The sequence below is a fragment of the Aeromonas sp. 601027 genome, from assembly GCF_049174455.1.
Classification (GTDB): Bacteria; Pseudomonadota; Gammaproteobacteria; order Enterobacterales; family Aeromonadaceae; genus Aeromonas; species Aeromonas veronii_A.
Window position 1 is genome coordinate 15,371 of the sequence record NZ_JAAKTN010000021.1, and the last position, 20,788, is coordinate 36,158.

The window sequence follows — 20,788 nt, forward strand, 5'->3', positions numbered from 1 at the left end:
TTACTAGTATCAGCGGCCGTTCAGGCGGTTTGAGAACTAGAAATGACTTTAAAATCAATAGACTGGGAGTATCTATCCCGGCAGGAGCGCTATTGCGCAAAATCCATGGCCCGCTTCCTCTATCCCGAGGGGTGCGAGCGCCAAACCTTCAATCGCGGCAAGTTTGTGCTGCGCAGCCTGCTCTATCGCAAGTCGTTGAGCCGGGTCTTCAGCCTGTTTCAGTGCGACTCGCTCAAGGCACTGCCAGCTGTTTATCCCGAGCTGCTCGACAAGCCGATGCGTCCCTATCGCTTCGCCTGTGCCAGCGCCCGTCAACGGGCCGAGATGCTGGAAAATCACTATCGGTTGCTGCTGGAGTGCTACCCCCAGCTGATTGATCCCCTCTATCTGGGCGAGGGGATCGAGTTGGGGCACTATCCCCAGAGTGGCTGCCGCCTTCTGCTGCGCCATGATGGCACCTTCCGCCGCGAGGCCGAGCTGGCGCTCTCCATCGTCAACGGCGAGGGGCAGCGCCTCTACAGCTGCGCCTTTTCGCTGGCGGGTAGCGTGGATCATTTGATTCTGATGATCGGCTCCATGCAGGGGCCGGAGCCTGCGGTCGAGAATGCCCAGGATCGGGTGCGCGAGCTGACCAAAGAGGGACACGGCCTGCGGCCCAAATCCCTGCTGGTGCAGCTGGTGCTGCAACTGGCGCAGAGCATGGGGGCGGCGGAGGTGCTGGCGGTGCGCAAGCGGGCCCACGTGTTTCAGGCTAGGCGCTACAGCAGCAAGCAAAAAGCCAACCTGCAGGCCGATTATGACGAGCTGTGGCAGGAGTTCGACGCCCGGGATGTGGATGCCAACTTTGTCGCCCTGCAAACCCAGCCGCGCAAGCCGCTGGAGGAGATTGCCTCCAGGAAGCGGGCCATGTATCGGCGCCGCTACGAGTGGCTCGATCTGCTGGTTCAGGAGATGAACGAGCGGTTCGCCCGTCAGTAACCGGCAAGCAGGCTGACCTCTCCATAGCGAGAGAGATACAACAAGGGCTACCCGCGGGTAGCCCTTGTCGTTTCTGCCATCAGGGGAGGAATTAGCGCTGTTGCTGTTTGGCTGCGATTGCCTGGGCCACCACGGGGTCGACAAACTGGCGGATGTCGCCACCGTGCAGCGCCACCTCTTTCACCAGGGTGGAGGAGATAAAGGAGTTCTCCTCGGCCGGGGTGAGGAAGACGCTTTCCAGCTCAGGCATCAGGCGGCGGTTCATATTGGCCAGCTGAAACTCGTACTCGAAGTCGGAGACGGCGCGCAGGCCGCGGATCAGCACGTTGGCCTGATGCTCTTTGGCGAAATCGACCAGCAGACCGGAGAAGCCCACCACCTTGACGTTGGGAAGCGTGCTGGTCACTTGCTGGACAAGCTGGACACGTTCTGCCAGATCGAACAGAGGTCGCTTGCTCGGGCTGTTGGCGACACCGACCACCACCTCGTCAAACAGCTTGGCGGCGCGGCCGATGAGATCGGCGTGGCCATTGGTAACGGGATCAAACGTCCCGGGATAGATCACCCTGGTAGTCATCTTTGCGGTCCTGCAACCTGGAAATTTGGTCGCATTATAAGGTCGTCGCTTGAGAATAGCAGTGCATCAGGCAAGAATACGCCATCGCGCATCAAGCCTCCCTGCATTGGTGACAGGGAGCAAAGGGATTTTTTATGAAACGTATTCTGGTCGTTCGCAATGACAAGATTGGTGACTTCATGCTGGCGTGGCCGAGTTTCGCCATGCTCAAAGGCTCCATGGAGTGTCATGTGACTGCCCTGGTTCCGGCCTACACGGCCCCGCTGGCCCGGCTCTGCCCCTGGATTGACGAGGTGATCATCGATCCGGGCGTGCGGGCCGACAAGGAGCAACAGCGAGCGCTGCTGGCGCGGATCAAGGCGGCGGCGTTCGACGCGTCCATCTGCCTCTTCTCCAACTCCCGCAACGCCATGCTGGTGTGGAAGGCACACATCCCTTATCGGCTAGCGCCGGCGACCAAGCTGGCGCAGGTGCTCTACAACCAGCGACTGGTGCAGCGTCGCTCCCGTTCCCAGAAGCCGGAGTCCGAGTACAATCTGGAGCTGATCCGCCGCTTCCTGGCCGATCAGCAGGTGGCCGTGGTGGAGCCCAAGACCCCCTTCCTGCAGTTCGATGACGAGACCCTGCTACAGGTGCGCGAGCAGCTGGCGCTCAAGCTCAAGCTCGATACCAGTCGCCCCTGGCTGATGGTACATGCCGGTAGCGGCGGTTCGGCCAACAACCTCTCCATCGAGCAGTATGCTCGCATCATCATCAAGCTCAATCAGGCCTGCCCCGAGCTGCAGTGTGTGCTGACCGCAGGCCCGGGCGAGGAGAAGATGGCCGAACAGCTGGCGGCCGAGTTGCTGGCCCACGGTGGCAATGGCTGGATCTACCGCTCCAGCGATGGTCTGCCGATGTTCTGTCAGGTGCTGGCCAACGCAGCCCTGTTTATCGCTGGCAGTACCGGCCCGCTCCATATCGCCGGTGCGCTCGATGTGCCGACTATCGGTTTCTTCCCGATGCGCCGCTCCGCGACTCCGCTGCGCTGGAAGCCCCTCAACAGCGAAGGGCGTCACCTTGCCTTCAGCCCGCCGGAGGATAGCGACCATCCTGAGGATATGAGCCAGCTCGATCCCAAGACCATGGTGCCGGTGATGGCCCGCTGGGCGGCGCCTTTCTGGCGCAAATAACGTATGCAGCAATGTAAACAGGGCCCCGTGGTGCCCTGTTTCGTATGACGGTTATTCCGGCTGCTGCGGCTGCTGGCGCACCCAGAGGTCGGCGTATTTGACGAAGGTGGAGTGGGCGGAGAGGATCGCCAACAGCAGCCCCTGCTTGCCATCGAGGAAGCCCGCTTTGAGCAGGTACATCTTGAGGAAGCAGCCTACCGCGTGGATCAGCCCCTGACTGAGAGAGCCCTTCTTGCCGCGAGCGGTGCGCTGATCGGCCCAGGCGCGGGCATAACCGGCGGATTTGACCAGATAGTGCTCCAGATCCCGATAGGTGAAGTGGAGCAGGTCGCCGTAGAGGTTGACGATCTTCATGTTGGCGCGCACCTCCACCTTCTCGTGCACCAGCGCCTCGTTGTAGCTGGTGAGCGCCTTGGGGTAGAGGCGCAGCACCCGATCCGGATACCAGCCACTGTGGCGGATAAAGCGGCCAAACACCCAGGAGAGGCGCGGGATCGAGTAGATGGTATCGCTGGCCGGATTGGCCATCACCTCGGCGATGGCGGTTTTCAGCTCGGGGGTGAGCCGCTCGTCGGCATCCAGCCACAGCACCCAGTCGGACTGCACGTGGGACTGGGCCAGTCGGCGCTGTTTGCCAAAGCCCGGCCACTTGGCGTTGACGAAGAAGCGTGCGCCAAACTCGGCGGCAATGGCTGGGGTCTCGTCCTGACTGCCTGAGTCCAGAATGACGATCTCGTCCACCAGTCCGTCGAGGGAGGCGAGGCACTTGCGCAGGTTGTCGGCTTCATTCTTGACGATCAGAACGGCAGCCAGAGTCGGTTTTTTCACGAAATGGGGCTCACGGTTATTGCCCGGCTGGCGGGTCGAATGCGTATTGATGGGCCATTCTAACGGAAAAACGGGTCAAAGAGAGAGCCGCCATTGCCCGTTTCTATCAGCTGTTTGCCTGTCTCGTCTCGTCCGGTTGGAAGCGGGGCACCGCTGGAAAAATGGGGTGACGGCAGCGTCTGCCAAGGATCTTCTGTTATTTATCCGACCATTCTTGGGGCATAATCTCGCCCAGTGATGATTAACCGCCGGGCCAGACCCGAGAGAAGACGCGTAATGAAAATATTGGTGATCGGCCCCTCCTGGGTCGGCGATATGGTGATGTCCCAGAGTCTCTACAAGGCGATCAAGGCCAACCATCCCGAGAGCGAACTGCACGTGATGGCCCCCGCCTGGTGCTGCGCCCTGCTGGAGCGGATGCCGGAGGTGGACAAGGCGATCACCATGCCCCTCGGCCACGGTGACTTCAAGCTGGTGGCGCGCCGCCGCCTCGGCAAACAACTGGCGGCCGAGAAGTACGATCAGGCCATCGTTCAACCCAACTCCATGAAGTCGGCGCTGATCCCCTGGTTTGCCCGCATTCCGGTGCGTACCGGCTGGAAAGGGGAGCACCGCTTCGGCCTGCTCAACGATATGCGCAGCAACAAATCCGCCTTCCCGCTGATGGTGGAGGGCTATCTGGCGCTCGCTTATCCCAAGGCGCAGATGAAGAGCCGGGCCGATATTCCGACCATTCCGCACCCCTCTCTGCACGTCGATCTGGTCAACCAGAGCAAGGCGCTGGAGCGACTGGGGTTGGATCGTGCCCGCCCGGTGCTGGTGCTCTGCCCCGGTGCCGAGTTTGGTCCGGCCAAGCGCTGGCCGGAGGGACACTACGCCGTGGTGGCCCAGCAGCATCTGGACGAGGGGTGGCAGGTGTGGATCTTCGGCTCCAACAAGGATGTGCCGGTGGCCAACACCATCCGGGATAGGGTCAACCTGCTGACTCGCCCCAACTGCCACGTGCTGGCGGGCAAGACCAGCCTGCACGAGGCGATCGATCTGATGGCGCTGGCCGGCCGGGTCATCTCCAACGACTCCGGCCTGATGCACATCGCCGCCGCCCTCAACCGGCCGCTGGTGGGCGTCTATGGCTCCACTTCGCCGCTCTACACCCCGCCGCTGGCGGATCGGGTCGAGATCGTTCACACCGACATCGAGTGTCGCCCCTGCTTCAAGCGCACCTGCAAGTTCGGCCATCTCAAGTGCCTGATCGACCTCGCGCCGGAGCAGGTGGTCGATGCCTGCAAGAAGCTGGAACAGAGTCAGTAAGATGCCCTACCGTCTGCTCTACAACCTGTTGATCCATCTGGGATTGCCGCTGGCGCTGCTGGCCCTCTACAAGCCGAAGAAAGGCAAGCACGGCTTTGGCGAGCGCTGGGCCGAACATCTCGGGCGGTTGCCCGCCACCGGACAGGAGGCACCGCTGTGGATCCATGCGGTGAGCGTGGGGGAGACGCTGGCCATCACGCCGCTCATTCGTGCCCTGAAAGCAGAGCGGCCCGATCTGCCGATCCTGGTCACCACCACCACTCGCACCGGCGCCGATCAGGCTGCCAGGCTGGGGGATCTGGTGATCCATCGCTACGCGCCGCTCGACTACCCCTGGGCCATTGCCGCCTTTCTCGACACCTTCAAGCCGCGCGCGCTCTGGGTGATGGAGACCGAGCTGTGGCCGAACTGGCTGGCCGCCTGCGAGGCGCGCCACCTGCCGGTGACCATCATCAATGCCCGCCTCTCCGAGCGATCCTGCCAGCGTTATGCCCGCTTCCACGGTGCTTTCGACGCCCTGAGCCGGCCGCTGACCCATCTGCTCTGCCAGCATCAGGATGATGCCGACCGCTTCGCCCGCCTCGGCATCGATCGTTCGCGGCTGGCGGTGACCGGCTCCATCAAGTTCGATATCCAGTTTGGTGACGAAGTGCAGGCCAAAGGGCGCGCTCTGCGCCAGCAGCTGGGCGCCGAGCGGCCGGTCTGGATCGCCGCCAGTACCCATCTGGGTGAGGATGAGCAGGTGCTGGCCGCCTTCGATCTGCTGCTCAAACGCCATCCCGACGCGCTGCTCATTCTGGTGCCGCGCCACCCCGAGCGGTTCGATCGGGTGGCCGAGCTGTGCGCCCCTTATGGCTGCGTGCGGCGCACTGATGGTGCTGCGGTGAGTGCCGGGGATAAGGTCTATCTCGGCGATACCATGGGCGAGCTGCCGCTGATGCTGGCGGCGGCCGATGTGGCCTTCGTTGGCGGCAGTCTGGTGAAGATCGGCGGTCACAACCTGCTGGAGCCGGCGGCTCTCGGCAAGCCTTGCCTGACTGGCCCCGCCTACTTCAACTTCAGCGACATCACCCGCCAGCTGGTGGCTCAGGGGGGCGCCGCCATCGTGGCCGATGCCGCCGAGCTGGGCGAGCGGGTTAGCCAGCTATTTGCCGACGGCAACGCCCGCCGCGAGATGGGGGAGCAGGCCCGCGCCGTGGTGCTGCGCAATCAGGGTGCGCTGGCGCGTACCCTCTCTCACTGCCTCACTGCGCTGGAGAACGACTGAACCCATGACGAGCACTGCTCTGGTTCTCGATTTTCAACTGCAAAAGCGTCAAAGCAGCTGATCCCCGTTTCACACGTCATCAAAGAGGCAACCATGTTCAAGGCTCTGTTACTGGAAAACCAAGACGGCAAGACTGTTCCGACTCTGACCCGGCTGGCCGAGAGCCAGTTGCCGGAAGGTGAGGTGCGGGTGGCGGTCGCTTACAGCTCGATCAACTACAAGGACGGGCTGGCCATTACCGGCAAGGGCAAGATTGTGCGTCAGTGGCCGCTGGTGCCCGGTATCGACTTCGCCGGTACCGTGCTCGAGTCTGCCGACAGCCGCTATCAGCCCGGCGACAAGGTGGTGCTGACCGGTTGGGGCGTGGGCGAAGGCCACTGGGGCGGCATGGCCGAACAGGCTCGGGTCAAGGGTGACTGGCTGGTGCCGTTGCCCGCCGGGCTGGATGAGCGCCAGGCCATGTGCATCGGTACCGCCGGTCTCACCGCCATGCTCTGCGTGCTGGCGCTGGAAGAGGCGGGCATTACTCCCGAAAGCGGCGAGGTGCTGGTCACCGGTGCGGCAGGCGGTGTGGGGGCCACCTCGGTCGCCCTGCTGGCGGCCCTTGGCTATCAGGTGGCGGCGCTGACCGGTCGTCCCGAAGAGCAGGGCGCCATGCTGACTGCGCTGGGTGCCAGCCGCATCGTGCCGCGCAGCGAGCTGCAGGTGCCTGCCAAACCGCTGGAGAAGCAGCTTTGGGCCGGTGCCATCGATACCGTCGGCAGTCAGGTGCTGGCCAAGCTGCTGGCCCAGATGAACTATGGCGGCGCTGTGGCAGCTTGTGGGCTGGCGGGCGGTTTCGATCTGCCGACCAGTGTGATGCCCTTTATCCTGCGTAATGTGCGGTTGCAGGGGGTCGATTCGGTGATGTGCCCGTTTGAACGTCGCCAACTGGCGTGGCAGCGACTGGCACGGGATCTGCCTGCCAGCTTCTTTGAACAGGCGGTCACCGAGATTGGGCTGGAGCAGGTAGTGGAGGCCGCCGAGGCCATCACGCAAGGCCAGATCGCCGGCCGCACCTTGGTCAAACTTTGAACTCCCTCTGACTGGCGAGCCCGACAATTCTGGATAAAATTGGAGTGCGGGTGAACTATCCAAGGAGAGTGAAGATGGGTGGACACAAGCCGGATTACGACTCCTCTGATGATGATTGGGAGCCGGATTCCTGGGAAGAAGAGCTGGATCAGTGGGAAGAAGAAGGCTGGCAGGACGATGATCCCTTCGATGACCCCTTCAACAACCCGTGATCCATAGCATTGAATGAACAGGCGGGCATTGTGCCCGCCTGATTTTTTTGGTGCGCTCACAGGGTGGATGCAAGTTGCTTGTGGTCATCCCCTGGCTGGTCAAGAATAAACAGCTCAAACGACACTCAAGGATGACTATGCGACTTTCCATCATATTGCTGGCGGCCCTGCTGGGGGGCTGTGTCTCCAACGATGACCCTTGCGAGAAGGTGTGGAGCGAAGTGGGGGAGGCTGACGGCAAGCTGGGCTTCACCTCCGAACGGGTTGAGTTCCATCAGGGCCAGTGTGGCAAGAAGGTGGATGCCGAACTGTGGAAGCAGGGACATCAGAAGGGATTGGCATGGTATTGCCGCCCCGAGCATCTCTATCTGGCTGGCCGCTCAGGCGAGGAGTATCGCGGTGTCTGCCCGAATGATATCCAGGCGCGCAGGCTGTTCGAGCAGGGACGACAGGGTTGGACCGATCAATAGTGCACTGACCGTGAGGGGTTACTCCTCTTTCAAGCGGAGTGGCTGGCAGAGGTAACCCTTGTCATTGGCGCTGCGGGCGCACTTGCCGCAGACGAATTTCGGCTTGCGAACAATTTTGCGCAACGCTTTGAGATCAGTGGGGATCTCGTGGCGACGCCACTCACACAGGGTCTTGCTGCCCATAACGACTACCTCTAAGACTCGACGGCCGTATTGTAATCGATTTTCATTTCGAGTGAATCGGTAAAGCTCGCTTATTGGCCGTTATGCCAATAAGCGATTGTTTCGGGAGGGATTACTGGTAAAGGAACTTGGTGAAGATGAGCTCGCGCACCGCTTTCTTGCCAGTCTCTTTGACTAGCAGTTCGTTGACCTTGGTTTCGCACTCCTTGCGCAACTCTTCACGGCTGACCAGGGATTTGATCTGCTCGGCGCTCTTGCTGCCCATCAAACGAATGATGGTATCTCGGATCAGCGGGTCATGCTGCTCCAGCAGCTTGAGGTCGGCTTCGTTTTCCGCCATTAGCTCCACCGTGACTCGGACATAACCGAGGGTTTTGCCGTTGCTCAGGTAGTTGGTGATGATGTCGGGGTCGAGCGCGTGGTAGGAAAAGCCCGGCTTGGCGGCTGCGGCTGCTTCTTCTCCCTCTGCGGGCGGCTCTTCTTCGGATGAGGCTTGTACATGCAGCGCACCACAGCTCAGTAACAACACCAGCAGAATTTTGAAGATCTTCATATAGATGGCTCATCAGCAAGAGATAACCCATTTTTGATGTTGCCATCGGGGCCGTCAAGCACGGATGTTCTTACATTTCGCTATTGATTTACGGATAATAAACCGGATTTTAACCTGAACACGGAAATCTCTGGATGGTGAAGCTGTGAAGTCCGAGTTGACTGTTCCTCTCACGCCGTTAAGCGGGTGGCTGGCCCCCGAATGTTGTGAATTGCCCGCCAACTTGCGCCCCTGGCTGCTGGAGTCCGGCTCCATGACACGGCGGCTGCGTCAGCACAATCGCCACTTTTCGGTGGAGTGGCTGGGCAATCACCCGGTCGCCCTTACTGCCGATGAGCAGTGGCTGGTGGATTCGGCCTCGCCGGCCGGTACCTGCCGCGAGGTGATCCTGCACGGGGATCGTGGGCCCGCCGTGCTGGGCTGGACCCTGTTTGCCGATGACGCACTGCAAGGGAGCGGCATTGCAGAGCTTGGCGAGCAGCCGCTGGGTGAACGGGTATTTGGCCATGAGCCTGCCCGCCGCGATCACCTGCAGCTGGCCCGTTTCGATATTGCCGCCAATCCCCGTTGCCCGGCCGCCACTGTCTGGGGGCGTCGTTCCCGTCTGTTTCTGGGGCAGTGGCCACTGCTGGTGCACGAGCTGTTTCTGCCCTCTCTCGTCTGTGACAAGGAGCTGGAGTGAATCTGTTAACCAAGGAGCGGGGACTTGCCTATATGCAGTTGGCCCGCGTCGACAAACCCATAGGCACTCTGCTGCTGCTGTGGCCAACCCTGTGGGCGCTCTGGCTGGCCGCCGGTGGCCTGCCCAATCTCTGGGTGCTGACCGTGTTTGTGGTCGGCGTCTTTCTGATGCGCTCGGCAGGGTGCGTGATCAACGACTATGCGGATCGCAACTTCGACGGTCATGTCAAACGCACCGCTGGACGCCCCTTGCCCACGGGCAGAGTCAAGCCGTGGGAGGTGCTGGCGCTCTTCTTCGTGCTGGCGCTTATTTCGTTTGGTCTGGTGCTGACCATGAATCCGCTCACCATCGGCCTGTCGTTTGTCGCCCTGCTGCTGGCGGTGAGCTACCCCTTCATGAAGCGCTTTATCTCGAACCCCCAGCTGGTGCTCGGGATGGCCTTCTCTTGGTCGATCCCGATGGCCTATGCGGCCCAGGCGGATGCCCTGCCGCTGGTGGCCTGGCTGCTCTTCTTCGCCAATCTGCTCTGGACCGTGGCTTACGACACCCAGTACGCCATGGTGGATCGGGATGACGACCTCAAGATCGGCCTCAAATCCAGCGCCATCCTGTTTGGTCGTTACGACAAGCGGATCATCGGCGCATTGCAACTCTCGACGCTGCTGCTGCTGCTGGCGGTCGGGCAGCTGATGAAGCTGGGGGGCTGGTATTACTGGGGATTGCTGGGGGCGGCGGTGCTGTTTGTCTATCAGCAGCGGCTCATTCGCGAGCGGCTGCGGGAAGCCTGCTTCCAGGCGTTTCTCAACAACAACTATGTGGGGGCGCTGGTGTTTGCCGGTCTGGTGCTCGATTACCTGCTGGCGTGATTGCGCCCCGAGTAAAACTGGATAAAAAGAAGGCCGCATGATGCGGCCTTCTTTGTTTGCGTTGCAGATCAGAGCTGATTGCCCGCCTGAATGGTGCGGCGGATCTTGTTGCTCAGCAGCGGCACTATGTTGTCGGCCAGCGCCTGAAAGCGGCCTAGATCCGGCTTGCACTCTGGGGAGAGGTAGCCCTCCTTGCGCAGCGTGTGGATCAGGGTGCTGAACAGCTTCTGGTCGAAGAACTCGGGGGCGTTGATGCCGTGCAGGGTGCCGAGGCGCTCTGCCATCATCAGGCCGTCCGCCTCCAGCTGCTCCGCCTCGATATGAGGCTGGGCCAGCACCCGGGTCAGCACGATGGCGTAGCGTTGCAGGGTCTCCTGAATGCTCTCAGCCAGCAGCAGCAGGCGCATCTGGTTGGCCGGATTGACCCAGTAGCCGTCATCGCGGGTCTCGATCAGCTGCTGGGTTTGCAGCGCGTCGAGCAGGCTGTCGACCAGCGCCGGCAGCTCATCCTCTTCATAACGCAGGAACAGTTCGGTCTTGAGCAGCGGATAGATGTCGATGCAGCGGGCCATGATCTCGCTGCGGGAGATCCCTTCGCACCGTTCGATCAATGCCGCCACCAGAGAGGGCATGGCGAACAGGTGGAGGATGTTGTTGCGGTAGTAGGTCAACAGGATCGCCTGATAGCGGTCCAGACTGATGATCTGCCCCAGCTTGTCCTCGCTCACCTCGAACTTGTTGAGCTCCATCGCCTGATCCAGCAGGGTCTTGGCATCCTCATCCGGAATGGTGCTCTGCGGGCTGTAAGGCACCGCTTTGAGCAGATCCAGATAGGTGTTGAGCTGGGCCTGCAATTCGTCGCGGGTCAGGGCGTGGCGCTCGGCGGCCAGCAGCGCCAGCGCGCTCAGGGTCAGGCCGTTGACCGCGGCCGCGCCGTTGATGCGGGTCATCAGCAGTTCGGCCAGATTGTTGACGGTGCCCGCCATCCACTCCGGACGCTCCTCTTCCCCGATGTGCTTTTTCCAGTCGGGGATGTGTTCGCTCAGGTAGCTGTTGAGAGTCAGCGGCTCGCCGAAGTTGACGAAACCACGGCCGTAGTTGCGCAGCTTGCGCAGGATGCCGAGCACCTGCAGGAAGCTCTCTTTCTCCTTGCGGCTGCCCTTGAGCTCGTTGTGGTAGGTGTTCACCTCCATCACGTGCTCGTAGCCCAGATAGACCGGCACCAGAGTGACCGGCCTGTCCAGCCCGCGCATCATCGCCTGCAGGGTCATCGCCAGCATGCCGGTCTTGGGCGGTAGCAGACGGCCGGTACGGGAGCGACCGCCTTCGGTGAAGAACTCTACCGAGTAACCCTTGGCAAACAGCAGGTTGAGGTATTCACGAAATACCGTGCTGTAGAGCGGATTGCCCTTGAAGGTGCGGCGAATGAAGAAGGCGCCGCCGTGGCGGAAAATCGGGCCCGCCGGCCAGAAGTTGAGGTTGATGCCTGCCGCGATATGGGGCGGCACCATCCCCTGGTGGTAGATGACGTAGGAGAGCAGCAGGTAGTCCATGTGGCTGCGGTGGCAGGGAACGTAGACGATCTCGTGCCCTTCCTGCGCCAGCTGGCGTACCTTCTCGGCGCCATTGACCGACAAACCGCGGTAGAGCTTGTTCCACAGCCAGCCGAGGAAGCTCTCGCCCAGGCGGATCAGCCGGTAAGAGAAGTTGGAGGCGATCTCGTCCATGTAGCCATGGGCACGCTTCTGCGCCTTCTCGAGGCTGATCCCCTCGCGCTGGGCCTCCTCTTCAATCGCCTGCTGGATCACCGCGGAGTCGAGCAGCTGCTTGAACAGCAGGTTGCGGTTCGGCAGTTTCGGGCCGGTGGCAGCCAGCTGCTGACGGCTGAAGTGGGTACGTGCCACTCGTGCCAGCTTGTGGGCGATCGCCTCGTCAGTGCCGTGCTTGTCCGCCATGTAGCGCAGGGAGAGCGGCGGCGAGAAGCGCACCAGATTCTCGCGCCCCTTGAGGATCACGATAAGTGCCTTCTTCAGCCGGTTAGGCGCCAGGCTGCTGATGATGTTGAGGCCGGAGGCTTCTTCCCCTTCCCGACCCGGAGCGCGGCCCCAGAACAGGGTGACGGGCACCACCTGGATATCCAGCTCGGGATCTTGCTTGTGCAGATCCAGCAGCTGGTGGAACTCCTGCAGGAAGGGGAGCGGTTTGCTGCGTTTGCCAAACAGGGGAGGCGGACGATCCAGACAGACATAGCGCGGCAGCAGCTGGCCGTTCAGTTCCAGCGGCGTGAAGGGACCGGGCAGACCGAGATCCTCGCAGCACTGCTGCAGGGTCATCAGGTCGGTGATCGAACTGGTTTTCAGGGCATAGACGATGGGTCTGGCCGGATCCAGATTGAGTTCTGTGATGGGATTTTCCGGCAGGCTCTTGTGATTGACCAAGCCGCTGACCGGCCATTGCAAGATGGCTCTGGAAATCTTCTGTCCTAGGGACATGTGCGTCTGCTCTCCAAAAAAATGCGGCGTGAGCATAGCAAATCGACAGCCCCTTGTCGCCGAGAGGTACGATGAGTCGGCTGCGCAGGATCAAAACAGCAGTAAATGAGGGGTTGGTCGCGACAAATGTCAGCTGCGCCTTGCCTTGGCCACTGCACTGTATATACTGCCAGTGTGCTGTATAAAAAGACAGGTGCCAATTCTATGAAACCCCTTACCCCCCGCCAGGCCGAAGTGCTGGAGCTGATCAAGGTGAACATGAGCGAGACCGGCATGCCGCCGACTCGTGCCGAGATTGCCCAGAAGCTTGGTTTCAAGTCGGCCAATGCGGCCGAAGAACATCTGAAGGCCCTGGCCAAAAAAGGGGTCATCGAGATCATGCCGGGCACGTCCCGCGGCATTCGCCTGTTGCTCGAAGAGGAAGAGGTGCTGGAAGAGAGCGGCCTGCCGCTCATCGGCAAGGTTGCCGCCGGTGAACCCATTCTGGCTCAGGAGCATATCGAGAGCCACTATCAGGTTGATCCCGCCCTGTTCCATCCGCGCGCAGATTTTCTGCTGCGGGTGCAGGGGATGAGCATGAAGAACATCGGTATTCTGGATGGCGATCTGCTGGCGGTGCACAAGACCCAGGAGGTGCGCAACGGTCAGGTGGTGGTCGCCCGTCTCGATGAGGATGTCACCGTCAAGCGCTTCCAGCGCAAGGGCAGTCAGGTATGGCTGCTGCCGGAGAATGAAGAGCTCTCCCCCATCGAGGTGGACCTCTCCTGCCAGCAGCTCACCATCGAAGGACTGGCGGTCGGGGTGATCCGCAACGCTGATTGGATGTAATCCTCCCCGCCAACTGCGTTTGCCACACGGCCTCCTTTGGGAGGCCGTGCTGTTTCTGGCGCACTTTCCCTGTCATATCAAACAGATCATCGGCGGCGGCATTTTTGTCCTGCGCGACCGGCTACCAATCATCCATTTCAGATATATGCTCAGATCAGTGCCCTGTCGCCGAGACAGTGCTTGGCACCTCCCTCTGACCATCGCAATGCGCAGGACGGGAGGGCCGGTAACAACGAGAATCGGGCAGTACACCTTCACGGGATATGAAGGGGGAGTGGGGAGATCCCGAGCCTTGTCAGGCAAAGGGGACCACTCGTAATGGTTGCAGATAGTCGTGACGGGCCTGTTCCCAGTTCAGGCCGACGAAGCAACATGACCTGTCGGTCAAGGAGGACTGGTATGGCATCAAGATCGCCATGGGATTCAGAGGCTGGGGCTGCGCCAGCGGAATCGTCAATCACCCGTTTCGTCAAAGGTAGCCGGATGACCTGGTTTTACGGTCTCTGGCTGCACCATCGTGGTTCGCACTGGACGCTCTGGCTGGGATGTCCGAAAGAGAAGGTGGTGCGTCTGGTATTGCTGTTCAAACGGGGTCACGGCGATCGCCAGGGGGAAGAGGGCTGGCTGGCCCCCGTGATTCCCATCGGCGTGCGGGCCATCGGCAAGATGTTGCAGCAGGGGCGTAACGCTCGCCCCTGAGCAGAAGAGACAAAAAAATCCACCCATAACCGGCACCCGAGGGGGCCGGTTTTTTTATGGCTGAGATTGGCGATTAATTATGCCAAATGGTCGACTCCTGACAGGGCGTTGCACAAGGTTGAACCACCTTGGCGGCTCGCTGGGGTACAATGCCCCCTCTTGTCCGGTCACTGCTGGCCATCTGCCTCGAACTGAAAGGGTCTCTTGTTATGATGAAGCTCCGCTATCCCCTGCTCTTTCTGCTGCTGACAGCCTGCCTGATCCTGGTGTTCTACGCCACGCAGCCAGAGCAGCCTGAACAGGCCGACTACTATCCGGCGGGGCGGGATATCAACGATTTCGCCTTTACCGATGCGGACAACCAGCCGTTCACTCCTGCCAACCTGAAGGGGCACTGGACCTTCCTGTTTGTCGGCTACACCTTCTGCCCCGATATCTGCCCCACCACCCTGGCAGATATGCGTTCCGTCTATGACCAGCTGAAGAAGATGGCGCCCGACAGTCAGGTGGTGTTTATCTCGGCGGATCCCCAGCGTGACGACATTCCACGCCTCAAGACCTATACCGCCTTCTTCAATCCCGAGTTCAAGGCGGCCACTGCCCCCCACGACAAGCTGTTCCCGTTCGTGCGCAATCTGGGGCTTATCTACTCCATCGCCAATCAGGGGGAGAAGGATTACCTGATCGATCACTCCGCCTCCATCGTGCTCATCAATCCCAATGGCAAGCTGCAGGCGGTGTTCCGCCCGCAAGTGGCGCCGGGTCAGGTGCCACGGGTGCAGATGGCCACCATGCTCTCTGACTTCTCCCGCATCCTGAAGCTGACAGGCAACTGAGCGTGACCCCAGCTGTTGCCCCCTGGTGGCGAGATCCCTCTCGCCACCGCGCCGTCTTTGCGCTCGCCCTGCCCATGGTTTTCTCCAATATCACCACCCCCTTGCTGGGGCTGGTGGACACCTGGGTGATCGGTCATCTCGGTCAGGCCTGGTTTCTGGGGGGCGTCTCGGTCGGTGCGACCCTGATCAACCTCATCTTCTGGCTGCTCGGTTTTTTGCGGATGTCGACCACCGGCCTGACGGCGCAGGCGCTCGGCGCCGCCGACGGTCGTGCCCAGCTCGATACCCTGCTGCGGGCGCTGGGGCTGGCCATTGCTCTCGGCCTGGCGCTGCTGTTGTTGCTCTTCCCCCTGTTGCCACGACTGATCGCCCTGAGTGGCGGCTCGCCCGAGGTGCAGCTTTATGCGGGCCAATATGTGGCGGTGCGGATCTGGAGTGCCCCGGCGGCGCTCTGCAATCTGGTGGTCATGGGCTGGCTGTTGGGGATGCAGGATGCCCGCAGCCCCATGGTGATGCTGATCCTCACCAATCTGGTCAACATGGCGCTCGATGCCCTGTTTGTGCTGGGACTCGGCTGGCAGGTGCGGGGTGTGGCGGCGGCCTCGGTCATGGCGGACTACTGCGCGCTGGCAGTCGGTATCTGGCTGGTACGCCGTCAGCTGCGGCAACTGGCGCCGACGGTGTGGCAGGATGGTTGGCAGCGCTGGCGGCAGCTTGCGCCCATGGTGCGGCTGCTCGGCCTCAACCGCGATATCTTCCTGCGCTCCATCTGTTTGCAGCTCTGTTTCGCCTTCATGACTCTGCAAGGGGCACGGTTGGGGGATGTGGCGGTGGCCGCCAATGCGGTGTTGCTCAACTTCCTGATGCTCATCTCCTACGGGCTCGATGGCTTTGCCTACGCGGTGGAGGCCATGGTGGGGCGGGCCATCGGCCTGAGGGATCGGCAGAAACTGCGGGAGGCCATAGTGCTCAATCTGGGCTGGGCCGCCCTCATTGCCAGTGGTTTTACCCTGGTGTTTGCCCTCTTTGGTGCCCACCTTATCGGCTATATCACCGACATTCCGGCCGTGATGGCGGAGGCACATCGTCAGCTTCCCTGGCTGATCGCCATGCCCTTGCTGGCGGTCTGGTGCTTCCTGCTGGATGGCGTATTTATCGGAGCGACCCGGGCGCGGGAGATGCGCAACAGCATGTTGCTGGCCGCGTTTGGCGGCTTCTTCCCGATCTGGTGGCTCTGTCAGTCGTGGGGCGTGGCCGCGTTATGGGCGGCGATGGCGGCGCTGATGGTGGGGCGCGGTCTGTCGCTGGGGGTCACTTGCTGGCGGCTGGAGCGCAGCGGGCATCTGCTCGACGCCCGCCACTGATCATCGGTGGCGCTTACATGGCACCGTCGTAGCCGAGCTGGCGCCAGCTCTCGTAGACAAAGACAGACACCGCGTTGGATAGGTTCATGCTGCGGCTCTGGGGCACCATAGGGATGCGTAGCCGCTGCTCGAATGGCAGACTCTCGATGATCTCGATGGGCAGGCCGCGACTCTCCGGGCCAAACAGCAGGGCGTCGCCAAGGGCATATTGTGCTGCCGAGTGCGCGGTGCGGCCCTTGGTGGTGCAGGCAAACACCCGCTTGGGCGCCACGGCGGCCAGAAAGGCCTCATAGCTCGGCCAGCGCTTCACCTCGGCAAACTCGTGATAGTCGAGTCCCGCCCTCTTTACCCGCTTGTCATCCCACTCAAATCCCAGCGGCTCGATCAGATGGAGCCGGTAACCGGTATTGGCGCAAAGCCGGATGATATTGCCGGTGTTGGGCGGAATTTCCGGCTGGTAGAGGACGATATCGAGCATGACGAGCTCCTGCAAAGAGATGTAAAGCCAAGAAGGGGCGCCAGCATACCCAGCGCCCGTCCGGATGAAAAGGATCAGGCGATGGGCAAGCGGATGGTGATGGTCAGCCCGGTCGGGTGATTGTTGCTGGCCGCAATGGTGCCGCCGTGGCGCTGTATTGCCTCCGAGGCGATGGCCAGCCCCAGCCCGGTACCGCCAGTTTTGGCGTTGCGGGCATCATCCACCCGGAAGAAGGGCTGGAACAGCAGCGCCTGCTGCTCGTCAGGCACGCCGGGGCCGTCATCCCGAATGGTCATCACCCACTCCAGTCCCTCCCGATACCAGTCCACCTTGATGAACTCGCGGGCATATTTGAGGGCATTGCGCAGGGGGTTCTCCACGGCCCGGGCCAGCAGCTCGGGCCACATCTGGATCGACTCTGCGGGTAGCGGCGGCAGTCTGAGCTGTTTGCCACTCTGATTCGCTTCGAACATGGCATCTTCGAGGATGGGTTCCAGCAGGTCGGCCAGCGGATGTACCACCGGCGCCTCCACATGCTGCTGCACTCGCGACAGATCCAGCAGATCGCCGATCAGCTTGTCCAGCCGCCCGATCTCCGATTCGATCCGCGCCAGCTCGGCGCTGTCACCCTGCTTGCGGCGGATCAGCGCCTGCGCTAGTTGCATCCGGGTGAGGGGGCTGCGCAGCTCGTGGGAGATATCGGAAAGCAGCTGTTTCTGCTTCTGGATCATGCTCTTGAGTGTCTCCACCATGCGGCTGACGTTATCCGCCAGCTGGCCGATCTCGTCGCCCCGTCCCAGGTTGGGGATCTGTACCTCCAGATTGCCAGCCGCCAGTTGGGAGACCGACTTCTGCAACTGCAGGATGGGGCGGGTCAGCCGCCAGGCGAGCAGCAGGCAGAGCGGGGTGCTGACCAGCATCGAGATGCCCAGAATGCGGATCGGGTGATCCAGCACCTGTATGAACAGGAACAGGTAGGGGTTCTCGGCATTGAGGCCGAAATAGACGTGATAGCGATGGCCGCGGTGCTCCATCAGGAAGGGACCAGCGATCGCCTTGCGATCCTCGTTGCCCAGCATGGGTTTGGCCGGGTCATCGGCGTCCACCATAAAGCGCACCACAAACTTGCGTGGATGGGTGGTGGACTGGATCTGCCCCCTCTCGTCGCGCAGGTAGACATTGTCCACCGGGAGCATGGCGATCTTGTCCATCGTTTTGGCCAGATCGAAATCCTGATTCGGATCGGCAGCGTTGAGCAGGGCCTGCACATTTTTCTGCATTCGCACCGCCTCATGGGTCGGCAGCGGGATCTGGTTGCGAGGATCCAGAGTGGGCAGGCTGATCACGGCGGCCAGCATCACCAGCAGCATGAACCAGAACCAGAGGAAGATGTGGGTCGATATGCCGTTGAGGGAGCTGGTACTCTTTATTCTTGCTCTAGCCACAGGTAACCGCGCCCCCGTACGGTTTTGAAGCGGGGCTGGCCATCACTGCGGTCCGGCAGCTTCTTGCGCAGGTTGCTCAGGTGCATGTCGATGGCCCGATCGAAGGGCTCCAGCTTCTTGCCAAGCACCTGTTCGGAGAGGTGGCTCTTGCTGACAATCTGGCCGGGATTGCGCAGCAGGCACTCCAGCAGCCCGAATTCGGTGGCGGTCAGCTCCAGCAGTTGTACGCCGCAGCGGGCCTGCTGCAGGCCGGGTTGCAGCACGATATCCATGAAGTGCACTTCGTCGGAGGAGCTGCCACGCTGGGGCGGGGCACTCTGGGTACGGCGCAGGATGGCGCGAACCCGGGCCAGCAGCTCCCGATCGTCGAACGGCTTGGCCAGATAGTCGTCGGCACCCGCTTCCAGACCGTTAACCCGATCCTGGCTGTCGCCACGAGCGGTCAACATCAGCACCGGGGTTTCATGGGTCTTGCGCAGCTTGGTCAGCATGGCAAAGCCGTTGAGTTTGGGCATCATCACGTCCAGCAGCACCAGATCGAAGCCCTGCTCCGCCAGCCGTTGCAGCCCCTCTTCACCATCCTCGGCGACCGTGACCTGAAATCCTTCTAGGGTCAGAATTTCGGTGAGCAGCTGGGTCAATTCAAGATCGTCGTCGACCAGGAGTATTCTGTTCATCGGGTGTTATTCCGCAGATTTTCGCGCCAAACTGACGCCGGGGTCAGGGTATAATAAGTTTTTCATCGCCAGAGGAAAGCCGGTTTTGAGCCATCAACAATATTCCCGTTGGGTTACCTTTGCCAGCATGGCGGCCGTCACGACTGCCACCCTGCTCATCATCGGCAAACTGATCGCCTGGCTGATGACCGACTCGTCGACCCTGCTGGCGTCGCTCACCGACTCTTTTATGGATGTGAGTGCCTCCATCATCAACCTGCTGGCCATTCGCTATGCGCTGGCCCCCGCCGATGATGAACACCGCTTCGGTCACGGCAAGGCGGAGTCTCTGGCGGGGCTGATCCAGTCGGCCTTTATCTCCGGTTCCGCATTGCTGCTGGTGATGCACGGCATCTCCTCCCTGCTCAAACAGGCACCTATTGAACGGTTAGAGGCGGGTCTCTGGGTTAGTGGCGGTTCCATTGTGCTGACCCTGCTGCTGGTCAGTTTCCAGAGTTTCGTTATTCGCAAGACCAACAGCGTGGCCATCAAGGCGGACATGTTGCACTACCGCTCCGATCTGCTGCTCAACGCCGGTGTCTTGCTGGCGCTGGTGCTGGCGGGGCAGGGGTGGTACTGGGCTGACGGCCTGTTTGCCATCCTGATCGGGTTGTTCCTGTTGTGGGGGGCGGGACATATCGGCTACGAGTCGGTGCAGGCCCTGCTCGATCGTCAGTTGCCAGCGGAAGAACAAGCGAGAATAATGGCCCTCTGCTGCGCCGTAGAAGGTGTACACGGCGTACATGACCTGCGCACCCGTCAATCCGGGCCGACCCGATTCGTACAGTTGCATCTTGAACTGGATGATCAGATCCCCCTGGTCAAGGCCCATCAGATCGCCGATGAAGCCGAACTGGCGGTACGCCAGGCATTCGAGCGGATGGATGTCATCATCCACATGGACCCCATCTCGGTGCTGACAAAAGAACAACAGAGCCCTCACCCAGAACAACAGTAGGCTGCAACATGGATGAACTGGTTGCCAAAACCTGGCACAAAATTCAGCAAGAAGCGGAGTGCATGGCGGCCCAGGAGCCGATGCTGGCCAGCTTCTTCCACTCCACCATTCTCAATCACAAGAATCTGCGTTCGGCCCTCAGCTTCCAGCTGGCCAACAAACTCGACAGCGCCACCATGCCCGCCATCGCTCTGCGCGAGGTGATCGAGCTGGCCCTGCGCAGCGAGCCCGAGCTGCTGACGGTAGTGGCGGCCGACATCTGCGCCGTGCAGGAGCGGGATCCTGCGGTCGATCTCTTCTCCACCCCGCTGCTCTATCTCAAGGGGTTCCATGCCCTGCAGGGGTATCGGGTCGCCAACTGGCTGTGGCGTCAGGGGCGCCGCTCGCTGGCCCTTTATCTGCAAAACCAGATCTCGGTGGTGTTCGGGGTGGATGTGCACCCGGCCGCCCGTATCGGCAAGGGGATCATGTTCGACCACGCCACCGGCATAGTGGTGGGCGAGACGGCGGTGATTGAAGATGATGTCTCCATCCTGCAGAGCGTGACCCTCGGTGGTACCGGCAAGGAGAGCGGCGATCGCCACCCCAAGATCCGCGAAGGGGTGATGATAGGGGCGGGCGCCAAGGTGCTCGGCAATATCGAAGTGGGCGTGGGTGCCAAAATTGGCGCGGGCAGCGTGGTGATCAACCCGGTGCCACCTCATACCACGGTTGCTGGCGTACCCGCCAAGATCGTCGGCCGTCCGGAGTGCGACAAGCCTTCACTGGATATGGATCAGTGTCTCTGATCTCCTGACCG

Annotated in this window: 23 protein-coding genes; 15 read left to right on the forward strand and 8 right to left on the reverse strand. The window is 61.4% G+C overall.

Features of this window, described 5'->3' with window-relative positions:
- The first annotated feature begins 42 nt into the window (after positions 1–42).
- Complete coding sequence (locus G5193_RS20920) at positions 43–978, forward strand: VirK/YbjX family protein (RefSeq protein ID WP_421207236.1); 936 nt, start codon at positions 43–45, stop codon at positions 976–978.
- Positions 979–1,069: 91 nt separating this feature from the next.
- Here G5193_RS20920 and coaD read toward each other — a convergent pair whose 3' ends face one another.
- Positions 1,070–1,555, reverse strand: a complete 486-nt coding sequence (gene coaD / locus G5193_RS20925) for a pantetheine-phosphate adenylyltransferase (protein WP_111901322.1) — start codon at positions 1,553–1,555, stop codon at positions 1,070–1,072.
- Positions 1,556–1,689: 134 nt separating this feature from the next.
- On the opposite strand from coaD, the gene G5193_RS20930 reads away from it, so the two are divergent.
- Positions 1,690–2,727 (forward strand): glycosyltransferase family 9 protein, encoded by a 1,038-nt coding sequence (locus G5193_RS20930; protein WP_157161647.1) that lies wholly within the window; start codon positions 1,690–1,692, stop codon positions 2,725–2,727.
- A 51-nt stretch (positions 2,728–2,778) separates the two neighbouring features.
- On the opposite strand, the gene G5193_RS20935 is transcribed toward G5193_RS20930, so the two are convergent.
- The gene (locus tag G5193_RS20935; protein ID WP_088868147.1) at positions 2,779–3,555 is read right to left on the reverse strand and encodes a glycosyltransferase family 2 protein; all 777 of its coding nucleotides are present in this window, start codon (positions 3,553–3,555) and stop codon (positions 2,779–2,781) included.
- Between the two features lie 276 nt (positions 3,556–3,831).
- Here G5193_RS20935 and waaF point away from each other — a divergent pair, with 276 nt between their 5' ends.
- The 5 genes from waaF (at position 3,832) to G5193_RS20960 (ending at position 7,889) form a co-directional block, all read left to right on the forward strand.
- The gene (waaF, locus tag G5193_RS20940; RefSeq protein WP_270906155.1) at positions 3,832–4,866 is read left to right on the forward strand and encodes a lipopolysaccharide heptosyltransferase II; all 1,035 of its coding nucleotides are present in this window, start codon (positions 3,832–3,834) and stop codon (positions 4,864–4,866) included.
- Between the two features lies 1 nt (position 4,867).
- Positions 4,868–6,133: a lipid IV(A) 3-deoxy-D-manno-octulosonic acid transferase gene (gene waaA / locus G5193_RS20945; protein ID WP_421207240.1), complete on the forward strand. Its 1,266-nt coding sequence runs from the start codon at positions 4,868–4,870 to the stop codon at positions 6,131–6,133.
- A gap of 93 nt (positions 6,134–6,226) precedes the next feature.
- Positions 6,227–7,207: an MDR family oxidoreductase gene (locus G5193_RS20950; protein WP_421207242.1), complete on the forward strand. Its 981-nt coding sequence runs from the start codon at positions 6,227–6,229 to the stop codon at positions 7,205–7,207.
- A 74-nt stretch (positions 7,208–7,281) separates the two neighbouring features.
- On the forward strand, positions 7,282–7,419 hold the full coding sequence (locus G5193_RS20955; protein ID WP_216952376.1) for a hypothetical protein: 138 nt from the start codon (positions 7,282–7,284) through the stop codon (positions 7,417–7,419).
- A 137-nt stretch (positions 7,420–7,556) separates the two neighbouring features.
- On the forward strand, positions 7,557–7,889 hold the full coding sequence (locus G5193_RS20960) for a DUF2799 domain-containing protein (protein WP_421207244.1): 333 nt from the start codon (positions 7,557–7,559) through the stop codon (positions 7,887–7,889).
- A gap of 18 nt (positions 7,890–7,907) precedes the next feature.
- On the opposite strand, the gene G5193_RS20965 is transcribed toward G5193_RS20960, so the two are convergent.
- Together G5193_RS20965 and G5193_RS20970 are read right to left on the reverse strand one after the other, a co-directional pair.
- The gene (locus G5193_RS20965) at positions 7,908–8,072 is read right to left on the reverse strand and encodes a hypothetical protein (protein ID WP_098971330.1); all 165 of its coding nucleotides are present in this window, start codon (positions 8,070–8,072) and stop codon (positions 7,908–7,910) included.
- Between the two features lie 112 nt (positions 8,073–8,184).
- Positions 8,185–8,625 (reverse strand): flagellar basal body-associated FliL family protein, encoded by a 441-nt coding sequence (locus G5193_RS20970; protein WP_216952370.1) that lies wholly within the window; start codon positions 8,623–8,625, stop codon positions 8,185–8,187.
- 145 nt (positions 8,626–8,770) lie between these two features.
- Here G5193_RS20970 and G5193_RS20975 point away from each other — a divergent pair, with 145 nt between their 5' ends.
- Together G5193_RS20975 and ubiA are read left to right on the forward strand one after the other, a co-directional pair.
- Positions 8,771–9,307 carry a chorismate--pyruvate lyase family protein gene (locus tag G5193_RS20975; RefSeq protein ID WP_421207245.1) on the forward strand — a complete coding sequence of 179 codons (537 nt, stop codon included), beginning with the start codon at positions 8,771–8,773 and terminating at the stop codon, positions 9,305–9,307.
- Positions 9,304–10,173 carry a 4-hydroxybenzoate octaprenyltransferase gene (gene ubiA, locus G5193_RS20980; RefSeq protein WP_421207246.1) on the forward strand — a complete coding sequence of 290 codons (870 nt, stop codon included), beginning with the start codon at positions 9,304–9,306 and terminating at the stop codon, positions 10,171–10,173. The genes G5193_RS20975 and ubiA overlap by 4 nt, the downstream gene beginning before the upstream one ends.
- 68 nt (positions 10,174–10,241) lie before the next feature.
- Here ubiA and plsB read toward each other — a convergent pair whose 3' ends face one another.
- The gene (gene plsB, locus G5193_RS20985; protein ID WP_107683348.1) at positions 10,242–12,665 is read right to left on the reverse strand and encodes a glycerol-3-phosphate 1-O-acyltransferase PlsB; all 2,424 of its coding nucleotides are present in this window, start codon (positions 12,663–12,665) and stop codon (positions 10,242–10,244) included.
- 204 nt (positions 12,666–12,869) lie between these two features.
- On the opposite strand from plsB, the gene lexA reads away from it, so the two are divergent.
- The 4 genes from lexA to dinF all read left to right on the forward strand — a co-directional run bounded on the left by lexA (position 12,870) and on the right by dinF (position 16,392).
- Positions 12,870–13,493, forward strand: a complete 624-nt coding sequence (gene lexA / locus G5193_RS20990) for a transcriptional repressor LexA (RefSeq protein ID WP_005339540.1) — start codon at positions 12,870–12,872, stop codon at positions 13,491–13,493.
- 483 nt (positions 13,494–13,976) lie between these two features.
- Positions 13,977–14,192: a hypothetical protein gene (locus G5193_RS20995; protein WP_019446524.1), complete on the forward strand. Its 216-nt coding sequence runs from the start codon at positions 13,977–13,979 to the stop codon at positions 14,190–14,192.
- A 209-nt stretch (positions 14,193–14,401) separates the two neighbouring features.
- Positions 14,402–15,028, forward strand: a complete 627-nt coding sequence (locus tag G5193_RS21000) for an SCO family protein (protein WP_047434095.1) — start codon at positions 14,402–14,404, stop codon at positions 15,026–15,028.
- Positions 15,029–15,030: 2 nt separating this feature from the next.
- Complete coding sequence (gene dinF / locus G5193_RS21005) at positions 15,031–16,392, forward strand: MATE family efflux transporter DinF (RefSeq protein ID WP_421207249.1); 1,362 nt, start codon at positions 15,031–15,033, stop codon at positions 16,390–16,392.
- Positions 16,393–16,405: 13 nt separating this feature from the next.
- On the opposite strand, the gene trmL is transcribed toward dinF, so the two are convergent.
- The 3 genes from trmL to G5193_RS21020 all read right to left on the reverse strand — a co-directional run bounded on the left by trmL (position 16,406) and on the right by G5193_RS21020 (position 18,992).
- The gene (trmL, locus tag G5193_RS21010; RefSeq protein WP_005339545.1) at positions 16,406–16,870 is read right to left on the reverse strand and encodes a tRNA (uridine(34)/cytosine(34)/5-carboxymethylaminomethyluridine(34)-2'-O)-methyltransferase TrmL; all 465 of its coding nucleotides are present in this window, start codon (positions 16,868–16,870) and stop codon (positions 16,406–16,408) included.
- Positions 16,871–16,944: 74 nt separating this feature from the next.
- A complete protein-coding gene (locus G5193_RS21015) occupies positions 16,945–18,315 on the reverse strand; it encodes an ATP-binding protein (RefSeq protein ID WP_410170594.1) in 1,371 nt (456 codons plus the stop codon).
- A complete protein-coding gene (locus tag G5193_RS21020; protein ID WP_216952361.1) occupies positions 18,297–18,992 on the reverse strand; it encodes a response regulator in 696 nt (231 codons plus the stop codon). Before G5193_RS21020 ends, G5193_RS21015 begins: the two co-directional genes overlap by 19 nt.
- An 85-nt stretch (positions 18,993–19,077) precedes the next feature.
- Here G5193_RS21020 and G5193_RS21025 point away from each other — a divergent pair, with 85 nt between their 5' ends.
- Both G5193_RS21025 and cysE read left to right on the forward strand, forming a co-directional pair.
- Positions 19,078–19,989, forward strand: a complete 912-nt coding sequence (locus G5193_RS21025; protein ID WP_216952360.1) for a cation diffusion facilitator family transporter — start codon at positions 19,078–19,080, stop codon at positions 19,987–19,989.
- Positions 19,990–19,997: 8 nt separating this feature from the next.
- Positions 19,998–20,777 carry a serine O-acetyltransferase gene (cysE, locus tag G5193_RS21030; RefSeq protein ID WP_005339552.1) on the forward strand — a complete coding sequence of 260 codons (780 nt, stop codon included), beginning with the start codon at positions 19,998–20,000 and terminating at the stop codon, positions 20,775–20,777.
- Positions 20,778–20,788 lie beyond the last annotated feature (11 nt).